The sequence below is a fragment of the Pseudanabaena sp. Chao 1811 genome, from assembly GCF_027942295.1.
Taxonomy (GTDB): domain Bacteria; phylum Cyanobacteriota; class Cyanobacteriia; order Pseudanabaenales; family Pseudanabaenaceae; genus Pseudanabaena.
This window is the reverse complement of record NZ_CP101416.1, coordinates 1526383-1541392: the sequence shown is the minus strand read 5'-3', so window position 1 is coordinate 1541392 and position 15010 is coordinate 1526383. Positions and strand designations below refer to the sequence as shown.

Annotated in this window: 19 protein-coding genes; 9 read left to right on the top strand and 10 right to left on the bottom strand. The window is 42.9% G+C overall.

What is annotated here, in order from left to right; translation table 11 throughout:
* Positions 1–113 precede the first annotated feature (113 nt).
* From NMG48_RS07310 to NMG48_RS07265, 10 genes are all read right to left on the bottom strand, one after another.
* Entirely contained in the window at positions 114–695 is a 582-nt protein-coding gene (locus tag NMG48_RS07310; RefSeq protein WP_271254623.1) for a type IV pilin-like G/H family protein, read from the bottom strand.
* A gap of 284 nt (positions 696–979) precedes the next feature.
* On the bottom strand, positions 980–1552 hold the full coding sequence (locus NMG48_RS07305) for a type IV pilin-like G/H family protein (protein WP_271254622.1): 573 nt from the start codon (positions 1550–1552) through the stop codon (positions 980–982).
* Between the two features lie 57 nt (positions 1553–1609).
* Entirely contained in the window at positions 1610–2188 is a 579-nt protein-coding gene (locus tag NMG48_RS07300) for an AAA family ATPase (RefSeq protein WP_271254621.1), read from the bottom strand.
* Between the two features lie 160 nt (positions 2189–2348).
* A complete protein-coding gene (locus tag NMG48_RS07295; protein ID WP_271254620.1) occupies positions 2349–3686 on the bottom strand; it encodes a glycoside hydrolase family 19 protein in 1338 nt (445 codons plus the stop codon).
* 71 nt (positions 3687–3757) lie between these two features.
* On the bottom strand, positions 3758–4702 hold the full coding sequence (locus tag NMG48_RS07290) for a hypothetical protein (RefSeq protein WP_271254619.1): 945 nt from the start codon (positions 4700–4702) through the stop codon (positions 3758–3760).
* 103 nt (positions 4703–4805) lie between these two features.
* Positions 4806–5726 (bottom strand): hypothetical protein, encoded by a 921-nt coding sequence (locus tag NMG48_RS07285; protein ID WP_271254618.1) that lies wholly within the window; start codon positions 5724–5726, stop codon positions 4806–4808.
* A gap of 30 nt (positions 5727–5756) precedes the next feature.
* On the bottom strand, positions 5757–6203 hold the full coding sequence (locus NMG48_RS07280) for a hypothetical protein (protein WP_126384637.1): 447 nt from the start codon (positions 6201–6203) through the stop codon (positions 5757–5759).
* A 214-nt stretch (positions 6204–6417) separates the two neighbouring features.
* Positions 6418–6681: a hypothetical protein gene (locus tag NMG48_RS07275; protein ID WP_271254617.1), complete on the bottom strand. Its 264-nt coding sequence runs from the start codon at positions 6679–6681 to the stop codon at positions 6418–6420.
* 168 nt (positions 6682–6849) lie between these two features.
* Complete coding sequence (ebsA, locus tag NMG48_RS07270; protein WP_271254616.1) at positions 6850–7242, bottom strand: type IV pilus biogenesis protein EbsA; 393 nt, start codon at positions 7240–7242, stop codon at positions 6850–6852.
* Positions 7243–7345: 103 nt separating this feature from the next.
* Positions 7346–8683: an ABC transporter substrate-binding protein gene (locus tag NMG48_RS07265; protein ID WP_271254615.1), complete on the bottom strand. Its 1338-nt coding sequence runs from the start codon at positions 8681–8683 to the stop codon at positions 7346–7348.
* On the opposite strand from NMG48_RS07265, the gene rnc reads away from it, so the two are divergent.
* The 9 genes from rnc to NMG48_RS07220 all read left to right on the top strand — a co-directional run bounded on the left by rnc (position 8682) and on the right by NMG48_RS07220 (position 14827).
* Entirely contained in the window at positions 8682–9467 is a 786-nt protein-coding gene (gene rnc / locus NMG48_RS07260) for a ribonuclease III (RefSeq protein WP_271254614.1), read from the top strand. The genes NMG48_RS07265 and rnc overlap by 2 nt on opposite strands.
* A 417-nt stretch (positions 9468–9884) precedes the next feature.
* Positions 9885–11516, top strand: coding sequence for a glycosyltransferase (locus NMG48_RS07255; protein WP_271254613.1), 1632 nt, complete (start codon positions 9885–9887; stop codon positions 11514–11516).
* Positions 11517–11550: 34 nt separating this feature from the next.
* Positions 11551–12459, top strand: coding sequence for a glycosyltransferase family 2 protein (locus NMG48_RS07250; protein ID WP_271254612.1), 909 nt, complete (start codon positions 11551–11553; stop codon positions 12457–12459).
* Between the two features lie 44 nt (positions 12460–12503).
* A complete protein-coding gene (locus NMG48_RS07245) occupies positions 12504–13097 on the top strand; it encodes a Uma2 family endonuclease (RefSeq protein WP_271254611.1) in 594 nt (197 codons plus the stop codon).
* Positions 13094–13297 (top strand): hypothetical protein, encoded by a 204-nt coding sequence (locus tag NMG48_RS07240; RefSeq protein WP_169363393.1) that lies wholly within the window; start codon positions 13094–13096, stop codon positions 13295–13297. Before NMG48_RS07245 ends, NMG48_RS07240 begins: the two co-directional genes overlap by 4 nt.
* 57 nt (positions 13298–13354) lie before the next feature.
* Positions 13355–14029: an esterase/lipase family protein gene (locus NMG48_RS07235; RefSeq protein WP_271254610.1), complete on the top strand. Its 675-nt coding sequence runs from the start codon at positions 13355–13357 to the stop codon at positions 14027–14029.
* A gap of 138 nt (positions 14030–14167) precedes the next feature.
* Positions 14168–14422, top strand: coding sequence for a hypothetical protein (locus NMG48_RS07230; RefSeq protein ID WP_271254609.1), 255 nt, complete (start codon positions 14168–14170; stop codon positions 14420–14422).
* Complete coding sequence (locus tag NMG48_RS07225) at positions 14422–14664, top strand: PIN domain-containing protein (RefSeq protein ID WP_271254608.1); 243 nt, start codon at positions 14422–14424, stop codon at positions 14662–14664. Before NMG48_RS07230 ends, NMG48_RS07225 begins: the two co-directional genes overlap by 1 nt.
* Positions 14639–14827 carry a hypothetical protein gene (locus NMG48_RS07220; RefSeq protein WP_271254607.1) on the top strand — a complete coding sequence of 63 codons (189 nt, stop codon included), beginning with the start codon at positions 14639–14641 and terminating at the stop codon, positions 14825–14827. The genes NMG48_RS07225 and NMG48_RS07220 overlap by 26 nt, the downstream gene beginning before the upstream one ends.
* Positions 14828–15010 lie beyond the last annotated feature (183 nt).

Sequence of the window (15010 nt, the reverse complement as noted above, 5' to 3'; positions counted from 1 at the left end):
AATAAAAAAGGATAGGATTGATGCCTACCCTTTCGATAAGTAGATATTTAAATTAATTTAAATGTCTACAGGTTACAAATTTAGCATTAAGTCAAAATCTCAAACAAATCGATTTATTGAACTGAAATATAACCTGTAGTACCTTGGGTAACGCAGGCTGGAGCAGCAGTGGTGGAGAGAGAAACATGCGTAGTAACTACAAAGGTTGTAGCTCCACCGTTAACCGATGCCTTTTCTGCTTCACACAAAGTAGCTAAAGTTGTAGCTTCGTTAGTACCTGCAGGAGTAGCAAGGTTAACAGCACCACCGTAGGATTTTAAGCTGACATCTCTTGCAATAGCACTGCTAATAGCATTGGCATTAGTACCCGTATTACCTTTGCCAGCACCAATGGTGGCATAGTTGTAGTTAGATGTTGATGAAGCAATACCCAGAGACAAGGTGGTAAGATCGGTTGCAAACGACTGTTTCTCTAAGTAGTAGGCTTGTTGAGAACGGTTCGTTGAACCAACGTAGGTCTTGCCTTCAGACTGACGAGCTTTGGAAGCTTGGTTGAGGAAGGAAGGAAGCGCGATCGCTGCAAGAATACCGATGATGATGATAACGACGAGAAGTTCGATCAGAGTGAAGCCCTTTTCAGAGCCTTTTTTATTGAGAATGTGTTGAATGAGCTTAGTCTTGAATTCAGATTTCATAATTCTTTATCCCGTGTATGTCAAGAACATTAACTGTTTGGTTGTGAAAGTAACTTACCCACTAAAAAGCAAAATGATATCAACTTCCAAAAAAATATTTAAAGCAATCCTAAACTCTCAGCAATATCCCCTTCCAAATAGATGAAGACATTACATTGCGTTGTCTTCATCTATTTGAGCTTTGGCTTATAGCAGTCCTAAATCATTTGTAGATTTTGGGATTTGTGGGAGCGCCCAAAAAAGGGGGACGCTCCCACAAACCATTTAGGTTTGCTATATGACTGTTATTCAGGGGAAAAGTTGGTAGGACAGATCATAGTTTGTCCTGATATGCTTAAGGCTCCAGGCAAGGGTGCGGCAATATTAGCAAAATTACCAATACAAAAAACTGTATCGATCCTTACTACCCCAGGAATGCCTACAACAGCGACAAAAGCTTTGAGATTTGCGGAGGATGGTACGGCAGCATTAGTAATGATTTGCTTTAAATCTGAGGCATTTGTACTGGGATTTCCATTAATGTCACCCTGCACAACACTGTAAGTGAAGGAACTTGATGACAAATTTGTGCCTAATCCTAACTTGCCAATGTCATTAGTAAAGCTCTGTTTTTCTAGATAATAGGCTTGCTGTAAGCGGCTCATCGTACCAACGAAAGACTTAGCTTCAGCAAATCTAGCTTTGTTGGCTTGACTGATAAATGAGGGGAGCGCGATCGCCGCTAAAATACCAATAATAATCATCGTGACGAGCATCTCGATCAGTGTAAAGCCATTACTGTCAGCATTTTGAGCTTTAACAAAGTGGCGATCGCGAAGCCATAAACTAACGATATATTCTACATTTTTGAAATCCACTGTCCCTTACCTGCGGCTAACTTGTACCCCTTACCCTGTGATCAAGTTACCCAGTTTTTAGCTATTCAACAGCTCCAAAATATTAAGTATTCTTATTTCAAGGTTGATCGCTTCTCTGGCGTTACAGAATACATTGGCGGTGAGGCGGCGATCGCTACAGAGTCCGATCACTAAGATATTAATATGCTCGATATAGGCGGCGTTTAGCGCTGCTTTGCCTTCTTCGTAGACAAGGGGTATTCCGGGTTGAATGATTGCTAGATTTTGAAAAAATTGATTAGTACTGGCAAAGCAACGATCTATATATTGATTGAGTAAGTCAAAGTCCACTTCGGTTTTACCTTGGATATCACCGAGGGTATAGGCGATCATATCGATGGGGGTGCGATCGCTAATAAAGGGTGTTGCAGAATTTTGCCAAATTTGTTCGGCAGCATCGAGGACATGATTTTGCACAAACAGGCGCGTTTTAAAATCCATTGGTTCCGCAGGATCTAAGCCTAGATGGGCAAAAACTTGGCTAGTGGTAGTGCGAACAAAGGGAATATTGAGGCGAGCGGCTAGGGCGATCGCTAATGTGGTCTTGCCCGTGCGATGTGCGCCACAGAGTCCCAGATTGCCATGAAGATTAAACATCGTCTGGATCTATGCCTAAAGCTCTTAGCCGTTCTGCAAGGTGATTTGTGTGTAGGCTCTCTTGATCGGCACGCATCGCTGGTTCAGGGGCTAAAGGTTGCAGATTCATAGATTTGCCCTCTCAGAAATCTGTACATAGTTAGTTTATTCTACAAAAGTCCTAGACTCCGAATACTTGCTTGGCTCTAGCAAGATAGTCTTGTCGATCATCTAGACCATTAAGCCCACCGTTGATAATTCGGGTGATTTGGATGACATCATCGTTGTCGGCATAGTCATTGAGCGATCGCGAATCCCAAAACCAACCTGCACTGAGGCAGGCAAGATCGTAGTCGGCGAGGCGCTGCGGATTATTGATTAAGTCCACGCCTAGAGCCTTGCCACATTCTGCGTAGTTAGAGCGTCCTGTGACTTGGATTAAGCCACGACCTTTAAAACGTACGCCGTCGCCTGCTTTGGTATTGCCAAGATCTCTGCGTCCTTCATAGTCTGCCCCAGAGGCATATTCTTCGTTGGTGTTAAACCCATCGCTTTCATGGGCAGTTTGAGCAAGGAAATGGGCTTTGCGTAATGGGGTCGTAATGCCATAACGCTGCATAGTGGTATTGAGGTTTGGGAGTAACTGATTGAGCCGATTTTGGCTAGTGTAGATGGCGATCGCCCCTAATTGATCTGCTGTGAGTAAATTAGGAGTAGTTGGGGTTGGTGGATACAAACCTGCATAGGGTTCTTGGGTAGCAGCGCGTGGTGGCAAATTATTTAAAGCCCGAATCGTACTATCTACAAGTACGTCTTTGGGATTGAAATCATCTTTAAGGGCATCAATTAATTGTTGTAAGCGCTTTGCGACTAATTGACGAGAGGCAACAAGATTGGGGGCTGGGTAAAGACCTTCATAGGGTTTGCGAAGGATGGGGCGTAGAGGCAAGCCGCTCATAGCTCGAACTAAGTCATCAATTTTGCTATCGGCATCGGTGTACTTGGGAGCGGTGATCTTGGCGATCGCGGCAACTAAAGTCTGGGATGCTTGCTTGCGCCATGTGGCAAGATCGGCGGGTGCAAAGAGTCCTGAATAGGGCGCGCGACCTGTGGGGCGTGGGGGTAATTGACGAATAAAGCGAATCAAGTCATCGATCGCACCATCATAGACACTACCTTCAACATTCTGAATTTTGGGTACTAAAGTTTGGAGTGTAGCTGCGGCTCGATTACGCCAAGTTTGGAGATCCGCCGCAGGAAAAATCCCTGCATAGGGCTGTCGCGCTTCAGGTCGCACAGGCAAATTATTGAGTACTCTCACTAGATCATCGACCAAACCATCGTTGGCTGTAGGGGAAGTTCCAGCAATTTTAGGCACTAGAAAAGCTAGGGTTGCCGCAGCTTGCGATCGCCAAATCTCAATTTGTTTCATCGTCTTTGGGGGATGTAATAGCGACTTATATCTGCCGCCAAGTGGAGCAGGACATAAAACCCAAAAGAGAGTTGCGGTGCTTTGCACCGCAACTCTCTTTTGGGTTTTGATTTTGTCCTAACATGACTGGCGACAGCTATACATGTGTCTCTATTACATCATTTAATGAAACGTCCAAAAATCAATTTCACAAAAAATGAATAACGTAGGAAGATTTTGCCAAGGAGGTTCACAATCATTTTGCGTAAACTAATAATCGCGATCGGTAAATATGGCTCGGTATAGGTTTGTAGATTGGAAATGATGTGACTAAGTTGGGCATTGATAGGCAAGGCAAAGGTAATAGTTAGCCAGCCCAAAATCAAAAGGACAATAATGGCGATCGCTACGATTTGGAGAAAGCGACTTTCTAATAGAACGAGCAACCACTTACCAATATCTAGGAAAGACTTGGGCAAATCAGGTAATTGAAACGGCAATTTGGAGATCAGCCACCAAATTATTAATACTGTGATGGGGGCAGCAATAACGATGCTCCAACAATTACTGATGAGAGAGTCCGATAAGTGGAAATGTTGTCGTAATGGCTCACACCATGTAAATACGGTCACCATTGAAATAGTCGCGATCGCAAAGGGACGTAATTTTGCCTCAACATAATCTTCAATGGCGGTGATAAATTGTCGAGAAATTTGCCCAACGACAAAACTATGGGCTTTAAAAATGCGATCGCTGAGGGGGTGCTGCAAAATATCCAGACAAACTTTTTGGCTCAGATCGCCATCAATATTCATTAATGTGCGTAATATTGGCGATGGGTTTGACTCTGATTTAGCTTCCCTGTTAACGGGATCTCCATTTTTGTCAGGTAAATCCTTGTAATAAGTCCAAATAGTAATTGCCCCTTGACTTGAGGGTGCAATTCCCACACTTGAGGCTAAAACTTGCAATAATTCTTGGCTATTGAGTTTATAGACAATATCTCCATCACGATTATGGCGATTCAACCCGAAAGTATCCTCCTCAATTTGAGCCAAAACTTTGGGGTTAAGACGCACAATAATCTCTTCTTCGACAATAGCTAACCACTCAGGCGCAGCCACCGTAACTCCATCTTGCTATATAGGGTTTTTAAACTTGAGCGTGATTTGCACGCTCAAGTTTATTAGGATTTTTTAGAAATGAGAGTGCAAAGCACGCTCATTTCTATTTGGATCGAAATGGCATCAAACTTTTTACTAGGTTTACACAGGTTTCAATCAATCCTGACCATTGTTTTTGAGCATTTTCCACACCTTGGCGATGCAGATCAAAAATGAGCTGTGTCATTTTAGGATCAATCTTGCTTTTATTCAGTGTAAACAAATCTTCAATAAACCGATTAGTCAAATCTCCATCAAGATGAAACTTAGTCTGAGCATAAATGCGATCGCCATTTAAAACTGACTGTTCAAATTCCCATAATTTTCTAAAATAGCGAATCATTTGTGCATCAACGATTACTTCTCCATCGGCATCTGTTTTAATGTCTAGTTTCATTAATTGTCTAGACATTTCGATGTAACAAGATTCCTCTGCAATAAACTTTGCTTTTTCTTGTGGATCTAATGAGTTTTTCCGCTCATTGAAAATAAACTCAGACTCTTTATAAACCTCTAAATCTTGGTTATAGCGAGTCAGCTCTGCTCGATACTGCTCTATAACTGCTGCTTCCTTGGGTAATAAAGGTGTTGATGTTTGTTGAGGAAGGGAAAATCCTTTTTGCTTAAGTTGGGTACTTCGTTCAAGGAGAGACTCCTTCACATTTTGCAGTCCCTCCTCAGTTTTGTATTTGATATTGTTGCTCAGATCCTGATAAAACTCCTTTGCGTCAAACTTTTTCATCGGGATATTACCGACGATCATGGTATTGACTTCTAGGGAAGTAATCTCTTCTAAAACATCTTTGAGAGTTTCCCGAAAGTTATTAAGAGATGTACTTTGCCCCTCACTGTCTTTTGCTGCCGCTTTAGTGACAACTACTAAATCTGATGCTGACTGCTTTGCAGGCTGTTCGCGCCTAGACTTGATCTGATTTGTCGTGTCTTCGGCAATTCCTTTGTTACTTGTAGCCCTATCAACTTGCATACAGATCTCCTAAGCGCTCTAAGCGCAAAACTAGACATAACTAGGTAAGCGATCGCTACTTAAGCTTGCAGAATATTCGGCATCCGTATCCTTTTCACCATTTAACAAGCCTGTTACTTTCTGACCAATATCTACTAAGGTTTTGAGGTTATTGGCGATCGTCTCAGCACCCTTCTCGACTTGGGTTTCATGAAATCCGCGTAGCTCAGCATAGGGAGAACCCTGTAAAAAATCTGCGCCAATCTCATTTTCGATATCACCATCAATGAGATTAATAGTTGTCTTTAAACGATTACCTGGTTTATGCGCTGTGTCGCCTTCATGGGCAACCCAAGTCACAATTTCTAATTCCACAAGGTCAGAAAATACCTCAACCAAAGCATCGCCAAAATTTTTAGATTCCTTGAGTTTGCTTTGGAAACGTACTGATGCTGATGCTGTCGCTGTAACTGTTACCGAAGAATTTGCGTATGTCATAATTGATAACCGATATAGAGCCTGTAGTTAAGAGGATGAAAATCAACAAGCTAAAAACATTAACTAAAATCTTAATCGTTTACTTAATCGCTTAGTGATGCAATTTTTCACAATAAAAATTTTTATAAATTTATTTTCTATGTTTTCTATAAAATTCAATGCCGACTGTAACCAAATTGGTTTAGCAACTTCTAGAACCAACCTAGAACTAACTTTAATGATAGTCAGATAGCTCAATCAATTCCATTGGCACAAAACTTTCCTGTGGAAGCAAAATTAATTGAGAGTAAATCAGCTTGCCACTCATATCTATGCGGTTAATGGCGATTCCCATAGGACGTGGCAGTTGGGCAGCGTAAGAATCGGCATAGTAGCGATAAATTTGTTTAGCGGCTCTGACAATCATCGGATCGACCTTTTTTGCGACAGCTTCTGACTGGCGCTCAGGTTTATCAAGGCTTTGGGTGGCATATGTCACAATGTAGTCCCCTTAAATTTGACTGTTCTTTTGCCTTTGGAAAAGCTGCATCAGGACTGTAGCTGACTTTGTTTTTTTTGGCAAGATTTGAGCTTAGGATTATACATTAATTGATATTTTTTGGTTTGCTCGCTGCTAAAAAATTTGCCAAATTTTTTAAAATGTCTATTAATTGCCTTCAGTACTAGCCAGTTTGATTCTAAAGAGCTTGCTGTAAAAGATTTGGGGGAAATCCACATAGCCTTTATCTCGAATACTGGAGACAACATCAATTAAGTAGCCTACAAATTCTGAGTTTTCTAATGTCATTTCGTAGCTCATGTCCGCATTACCTTCAAAGGTTACGCGACATAATGCGAGGTCAGAGGGCAAATTGGCAACGCGCCACACTGCCATAAAGGAAACCGCAGGACTGCCTTCGATATGACGTTCACCTGTGATTTCCCCTTGCTTGTATAAAGAAATTGCGTAGGGGAGAGCTTGACGTTTGCTTGGCTCTCGGTAATAGGGCATGTAGATGGAAACTTCTTGCGGAGGAGCAGCTTTAAGTTCGATCGCCATAGATATCAAGTCTCTATATGAGGTATGCCTAAATTTTTACAACAAAGATTAGCAGGTTTTTGTCTTAATTTAGAGGAAGCGCTTTGCGCTTCCTCTAAATTAGTTATGGAGAAACGCGATCAATTACTTTGATTTTGCCGTCGGGTTGTACTTCCCATACGTCATAACTACCTTTGACATCGCCATATTCATCGAGATCAACATTGCCACTTGCGCCTTGATAGTCAATTTCTTTGCCTTCTTTGACTAGTTTGATAGCTTCACAAACATCACTGACTTCCTGACCTGGGGCATTAGCCACTTCACGGATTTTGCTCTTGATGCCTTCGCCAGTACCATCTTTAGCAGCCTCAGCCGCGATCGCAATCAGTGCCGCCGCATCATAGGAATGGGGAACAAATGCGCCGAGATCCTGACCAGTCTTTTCTTTAAAGGCTTTAGTAAAGGTGTCAAGGGACTTGCCATCGGCTCCGGGAACAGTACCTAGTGCGCCTGCGAGGATGAGCTTGCCTTCAGGGGTATTGCCAATGAGTTTAGGAAAGTCTTCGGTTTTTACGCCATCGGTCAACAGGATTTTGACATCTTTAGTTAAACCTTGCTCAAAGGCTGCCTTAATTACTGCACCGCCAGAATCGGGATAGAGAATTGCGGCAACTGCATCGGGCTTGCTACCAAATGCACCCTTCGCTTCTGCCTCAAAGGTGGTTGCTTTAGGATCGTAGCGAGTGGGCTTATTTTTGTTCACAATTGTGCCACCAAGCTTTTCAAAGGCTGCCATAAAAGATTTCTCAAACCCTACGCCATAGTCATTGTTAATGACGAGAGTAGCAACTTTACGTGCGCCTTTTTTGTAAGCGAGGTTGGCTAGGGCTAGAGCTTGATAGGTATCAGGTGGGGCAGTGCGATACCAATAGCCATTAAATTCGCCTTTCTTGGCGCGTTCGGTAAATACAGGACTGGTGCTACCTGGGGAAATCATGACGACTTTATTAGGGACAGCGATCGCTAAGGCTGCGGTCGATACACTGCTGGCAAATGCGCCAACGATACCGCCAACGTTATCGACCTTCACTAATTTGGTAGTTGCTTCTGCACCTGCGGGGGGATCGGTGCGATCGTCTTCCTTAAAATAAGCGATCGGCTTACCAAGGACACCACCGCATTTATTCACCGTATCGACAAGGAAATCGATAGATTTGATCATCGGTGCGCCAATCGACGAGAGATCCCCTGTAGCGGGTAGTACGGCTCCTAGACGAAGGGTGTCTTTTACGCCGCCACCACCTGAACCTGTGGTAGTTGGGGCTGTGGAGTTGGTCGCACTAGTTGGACTGGTGCTATTTGTAGTTGGTGGAGTGCTAGGCTGACAAGCTACGATCCAAATCGTGGTTACGGTAGCGAGTAAAGCCAGACAAAGTGTTGAGAAAAACCTTTTAGTCATGGTTACGATGAACTACGATCATGTTGATAAAGTTGCTGTAATTGTATCTGCAAAGCTCATGTCATCCACCATTGATCCACGCCGCCAAAGGGAATTAGTCCGTTTATTAGAACTAATGGGACTAGAGCAAGCAAAATTAGAGAAAGTCAATTCCCAAGGTTTTGATTGGCTGTTAATCGATCGCGCTTTGGTGCATCCCAGCTTTTCGACTGCCTATAACAATGATCAATTGGAGTTTGTGGGCGATAGTGTCTTGCGCCTATCGGTGAGTTTATTTTTGCAAGAACGTTATGGCGATCGCTCTGTAGGGGATTTAGCAGCTTTGCGATCGCATCTAGTTAGTGACAAAACCCTTGCTGAAATTGCCAGTATGTATGAGTTACAAAAGTATGTCGTAGTGTCTAATGCCGCAAGGAATGATTCACAGGCTTTGCGATCGCTGCTGGCGGATGCCCTTGAAGCTTTAATGGCAGCGCTATATATTAATACCCAAAATTTAGTTTTTATTCGTAAATGGCTTGACCCGCATATGCAGCGTTTTGCTGAGGCTTTGCTCGCAATTCCTGCATTGGGTAATTACAAAGTTGCGTTACAAGAGTTAACACAGGGACGCTGGAAACGCTTGCCTGAATATCGCAATGTGCCATCGGAGGGTAGTAGTTTGTTTTCTGTGGAAGTATGGTTTGATGATCGCTGTTGGGGCAAGGGACAGGGGAAAAGTATTAAAGCTGCCCAACAGGAAGCCGCGGCGATCGCTCTCCAAGAGATGTCTCAGCTTTCTTAACGTCAGTTGGGTTTAAGCTGACCAAATTTAAAAGCCCAAAAGTAAAAGCCTTGCTAAGCAAGGCTTTTACTTTTGGGCTTTGATAGAGGGTTTGCTCCGCAAACCCTCTATCAAAGCCTGTTTCAAATTATCCTGAAATCGCGTTTTCTTAGAAAACGGTGAAAAGCAACATTTTTATTTTTCTCTCTTCGGATATTTGGTAAATTCCCAAACTATTTATTAAGATTCATTAGGTAGGTGTATAAATACTTAGTGCTAAATCGTAAATTTTTCTACAAATATAGAGTAAGCATCGTAATATTTCTTAGTGTGCTAATTTAATTTGTTTAATCAATCCTTAAGATTGATGCTTCGTGTGGTAAGAAGGAGTCAAGAGTCATTCTGATACTAATAGCGATCCTAGCCGTCCTGAACACTGTGGCAGCAGTGTGGCTACTACTTTATGGGCTAAATGCTTATTGGCTCACTGCTGTCCATAAGCCTAGACGTTCTCTGCGGAAACAGCTTGTTTTGCCGAAGCTCAACCCTGCCAGAGAATACCAAACAGCGCAGGTTGCAGCGTCGCCATCATCGAGTTCAGGGGCGCTCGCTGTCAATAATTTTGATAATTTCGATCAGTTTCGTCTCGAAAAAAGCTTTAACAATAATTTTTCTAATTATGCTTTGGCAGTTGAGATGCCTGAGCATTATACAGTTGCCGATGAAGACTTGCCCTTGGTCACAATCCAGCTACCGATCTTTAATGAGCGCTATGTTTCGCGCCGATTAGTAGATGCAGTGTGCTTGTTAGACTATCCACGCGATCGAATGCAGATTCAAGTACTGGATGACTCCACCGACGACACTCAAGCCCTGCTTAGCGAAACTGTCCAAGAATACCAAAACAAAGGTTTTTGGATTGAATATATTCATCGTGTGAATCGTTCTGGCTTCAAGGCGGGGGCATTACATGATGCGATGCCCCTTGTGCAGGGAAATTACATTGCGATTTTTGACGCGGACTTCATTCCATCCATAAACTGGCTCAAAGACACCATCCGCCATTATGTCAATAACCCTGATGCTAAGGTTGCGGTTGTCCAAACTCGGTGGGGACATATTAACTCTGAGTATTCATTGCTGACGAAGTTGCAATCAACAGGCATTGATGGACATTTTGCGATCGAGCAACAGGCACGTTGTAATAACGATTATTTCTTGAATTTCAACGGAACTGCGGGTATTTGGAATCGCCAAGCGATTATTGATGCAGGTGGTTGGCACGCCGATACCCTTGCCGAAGATATGGATTTGAGCTATCGCGCTCAACTCAAAGGCTGGAAAATTGTTTATGACAACAATATTGTTGCGCCTGCGGAATTGCCTGTGGCAATGCTCGCTTTCAAATTGCAACAATTTCGTTGGGCAAAGGGCAGTATTCAGTGTGCTAAGAAATTAATTGGGCAGCTCTGGAAAGCGGATCTGCCATTTGTGGTGAAATTCCAAGCCACCATGCACTTAACAGGCTATTCGGCACATCCTTTGATGCTGCTCCTGATTTTGCTCTCGATCCCACTGATGCTATTAGCAAATAATGAGGCGCTCAGCCTACGCATTTCCATTGAGGGCGCTTGGTCAATCTTTATGTTGCCTGCCACCTTTGGCCCTCCATTTTTGTACTTCCATGCTCAAAAAGACTTGTATCCGAAATCTTGGCATCGCCGCATTGGACGTATTTTCCTCTTAGCCGTTTTGGGTACTGGCATTTCTTGGAGCAATAGCCGAGCCGTATTTGCTGGTTTATCAAATACTGGCGCAAATTTCCGCCGCACGCCTAAGTTTGACATTAAAAACAAGAGCGATCGCTGGGAAAACAAGGCATATAAAATTCCCCTTGATGCGACTGCATGGATCGAGCTTGGCTTATGTGTTTACAGTATTTTGGCTTCGACAATCGCCTTTAACAAAGGTCTGTATATCACCCTGCCATTTATGGTTTTGTATGCGGTCAGTTATGGATATGTCGGTGGGCTAACTCTCTGGCAGTCTTGGCAACAGTCACGGAATTAAAAAAATAGGACGCTTTGCGTCCTATTTTTTTATAATGGTTAATATGTGGTCAATTATTATCCCAACTTACAACCGCTTACCTATCTTGCAAAAATGTTTGCAAGCGATGGAAGCCCAAGATTTTACGCAGCCCTACGAAATTGTGGTCGTTGATGATGGCTCTACTGATGGCACTGTAGAGTTTTTGCAAAGTCATCCTGACCAATTCCCTCATGTGCGTTTGTTTCAGCAAAATCATGAGGGTGCGGCGATCGCTAGAAATACGGGTATCGATGTAGCCCAAGGCGACATAATTGTATTTATTGATAGCGATCTGGTCGTTACACCTGTATTTTTATCGTCCCATGCGAAAGCTCTAGCAGGTAGCGATCGCGCTTTTACCTATGGGCGGGTGATCAATACCAGCAATTTTGAAAATCCCACCTCGGAACCAATCAAGATTACCGATCTATCCAATGCTTTTTTTGCGACGGGGAATGTGGCGATCGCCAAGCATTGGTTAATTGAGGCAGGAAAGTTTGATACTAGCTTCCGTCAGTATGGCTGGGAAGATTTAGAACTGGGTGTGCGGCTGAAAAATTTAGGTTTAAAACTGATTAAATGTCCCGATGCGGTTGGCTATCATTGGCATCCTGCATTTACGATTGAGCAATTACCAAGACTTGTCGATGTGGAAGCTCAGCGTGGACGCATGGGTGTGGTGTTTTATCAAAAGCATCCCACATGGGAAGTGAAGATGATGATCCAGATGACATGGATTCATGTGGTGTTGTGGGGCGTATTGTCGCTCGGTGGTTTACTAAATGAGCGATCGCTACGTCCATTACTGCAATGGCTGATCAATCAAGGCAAGCCCCAACTCGCCCTCGAAATCGCTAGAATTTTCTTAAATTGGTACAACGTCAAGGGTGTATACGCCGCTTATCGAGAATCCATTAATTAAAAAGATGCCTCATGTCTTTTTAATCAATTAGCTGGGATATCAAAATGCTGCAAACCAAACCGAAACCCCAACCTGAAATTAGAATTGAGCAGCCCTTAATCACATGGGAACAATTCAAGCTAATTCAACGGGGTTTTGCAGATGCTAGGAGAATTCGACTAGCCTATTACGATGGAATTTTAGAAATTGTGTCCACCTCAGTCGATCATGAGCTAATTAAAACGATTATTGGCGCATTGTTGGAATTATATTTTTTAGAAATGGAAATTGAGTTTTTCCCGATGGGGCAAGCCACTCAGGAAAAAGTAGAACAAGTCTCTTTGCAACCCGATGAATCCTATAGCTTTGGTAGCCCCAAAAAGATTCCCGATCTCGCCATCGAAGTAATTTTGACCAGTGGCAATACTGAGAAATTAAAGAAATATTATTTACTCGGAGTCCCTGAAGTTTGGCTATGGGAAGACGGCGTTCTTGATATTTATCATCTAGATACTCAAAGCGATCGCCAATACTGCAAATCCTCAACTAGCAAATTTCTGCCCAATCTCGACATGGCAACATTACAGCGCTGTATTCTAAGTGCATCACCCCTTGAAGCCTTGAAGACATTTCGGCAATCATTTCGCTCAAACCTATGAAAGTTTCCCTCGAATTTCTCTATCACTTTCATTGCGATCGCTGTCGTAAATGGTGGAGCCGTGCCGATATTGAGCCACAAATTGGAGAACAGGTTTACTGTCCCTATTGTGGTCATGTGAATATAGTCGAGGTTGTGCAAACTTTTCGCAATGCGGCACGCGGCGGTAGTTGTCTGAGCCAACGCCCTGACGAAAAGTAATATATAAAAAGTGCTTTGCACTTTTTATATATTTCGGGTATACATTCTGAGATTTATATGACTACTACCAATATTATTCTGGCGGGATATCTTGCGGGTGCATCTGATTACATACCGATCGCTAAGAAATTAGAAAAGAAAAATTTAGCTGCTACCGTCGTACCCTTGAAATGGTGGGACTGGGTTCCGACGGTGGGCGGGCGATCAATCGCACCGATCTTAGAAAAGCTCGACCAAACCGTAAATCAAGAATTAGCCAAAACTGGGGCATCAAAAGTTAATATCATTGCCCATTCCGCAGGGGGCTGGCTCTCACGAATTTATCTAGGCGATCGCCCCTATTACGACAAAGTTTGGGATGCGCGTTCTAAGGTTGCCAAACTGGTTTGTCTGGGAACTCCTCAACGTAGTCTCGAACCTTGGTCACTGCCAAATTTAGGTTTTGTCAATAACAATTATCCTGATGCTTTTTATGATGATATTGAATATATCTGTGTGGCAGGAAATGCGGTACAGGGCAAAAAATCTACACCAAAAAAATGGCTTGCCTATAGTAGTTACGAACTCACGATTGGGCAAGGCAATGTATGGGGCGATGGGATAATTCCGATTGAGGCGGCTTATTTGGATGGAGCGAAAAATATGGCGATCGATGGGGTGTATCATTCTCCGCGATCGGGTAAGTGGTATGGCTCTCAAGAGGTGGTTGATATCTGGGCAGAGTATCTATAAGGTTTTCTCACGCTAAAACATCATTAGCTAAGGCGATCGCCTAAATCTATCGTCACAAGCTAGCAAGGCGATCGCATTTTTTTTGGGGTAAAATCAGAGCATATAAGCTTTTCAATCTATAGTTAACGTTCAAAAGCGATGCAAGTTACTATTGAAGTATCCGATGAAGTTGCTTTACAGGCAAATCGAACAGGGTTTTCTGTGCAGGAATTTGTCATGCAAGCAATTCAAAAATATATACATCAGGAAGTTTCTTTAGTACATACCCAAACTTGGCAACTGTGCGGTGGATTGCAAGTTAAGAATAATCTAGATATACCGATTCATAGCGATCTAGATGTGGTTACTAACTACGCTGAGAGTATTGACGATGTTCTTTATGGCAATCTGTAATGACAGAAGTTTTAGTTGATACGTCAGCGCTGATTGCTTTTTTTGTTGGCTCCGAGAAGCATCACCTAGCTGTAAAAAACTATTTCTTATCCAATCCTGATTCAAAATGGGTAATTCTCTCAACAGTTTTTGATGAGACGGTGACATGGCTCCGAGTGAAGATTTCAATTCGCGATTCCATTGCTGTTGGGAGGTTATTACGTCAAGAGCATCGTTATGTCGCTTTATCAGAAGCGGAATGATATCGCCACTTGGGAAGTATTTTGTCGATATGATGACAAGGCTTGGAGTTATACGGATTGTTCGCTATTGGTGATGTCTCAGCGTTTAAATATACCTACTGTGGTGGCGCTAGATGAGCATATTCGGCAAATGCGTGGTTTGGGGGTGAATTGCGTCACTTAATTTACACTGAATGATCGCCTATCATCATCACTAATTAGCAAGGCGATCGCCCATAATCATTATTATTTATTCGCGCCTATAGATTAAAACTGTAGGGGCATTGCATTCCCACGAAAATACATAAATTTTGAGATTGTTTGAATTTGGGAATGCTTTGCCCTAAACTCCTAACTAATTGCCCCC

Bases quoted from the DNA above. Each gene is read 5' to 3' on its own strand.
- NMG48_RS07300 (WP_271254621.1), bottom strand. From the start codon at position 2,188: ATGTTTAATCTTCATGGCAATCTGGGACTCTGTGGCGCACATCGCACG.
- NMG48_RS07245 (WP_271254611.1), top strand. From the start codon at position 12,504: ATGCTGCAAACCAAACCGAAACCCCAACCTGAAATTAGAATTGAGCAG.
- NMG48_RS07285 (WP_271254618.1), bottom strand. From the start codon at position 5,726: ATGCAAGTTGATAGGGCTACAAGTAACAAAGGAATTGCCGAAGACACG.
- NMG48_RS07280 (WP_126384637.1), bottom strand. From the start codon at position 6,203: ATGACATACGCAAATTCTTCGGTAACAGTTACAGCGACAGCATCAGCA.
- NMG48_RS07250 (WP_271254612.1), top strand. From the start codon at position 11,551: ATGGTTAATATGTGGTCAATTATTATCCCAACTTACAACCGCTTACCT.
- rnc (WP_271254614.1), top strand. From the start codon at position 8,682: ATGGTTACGATGAACTACGATCATGTTGATAAAGTTGCTGTAATTGTA.
- NMG48_RS07310 (WP_271254623.1), bottom strand. From the start codon at position 695: ATGAAATCTGAATTCAAGACTAAGCTCATTCAACACATTCTCAATAAA.
- NMG48_RS07230 (WP_271254609.1), top strand. From the start codon at position 14,168: ATGCAAGTTACTATTGAAGTATCCGATGAAGTTGCTTTACAGGCAAAT.
- NMG48_RS07240 (WP_169363393.1), top strand. From the start codon at position 13,094: ATGAAAGTTTCCCTCGAATTTCTCTATCACTTTCATTGCGATCGCTGT.
- NMG48_RS07235 (WP_271254610.1), top strand. From the start codon at position 13,355: ATGACTACTACCAATATTATTCTGGCGGGATATCTTGCGGGTGCATCT.
- ebsA (WP_271254616.1), bottom strand. From the start codon at position 7,242: ATGGCGATCGAACTTAAAGCTGCTCCTCCGCAAGAAGTTTCCATCTAC.
- NMG48_RS07265 (WP_271254615.1), bottom strand. From the start codon at position 8,683: ATGACTAAAAGGTTTTTCTCAACACTTTGTCTGGCTTTACTCGCTACC.
- NMG48_RS07225 (WP_271254608.1), top strand. From the start codon at position 14,422: ATGACAGAAGTTTTAGTTGATACGTCAGCGCTGATTGCTTTTTTTGTT.
- NMG48_RS07220 (WP_271254607.1), top strand. From the start codon at position 14,639: ATGTCGCTTTATCAGAAGCGGAATGATATCGCCACTTGGGAAGTATTT.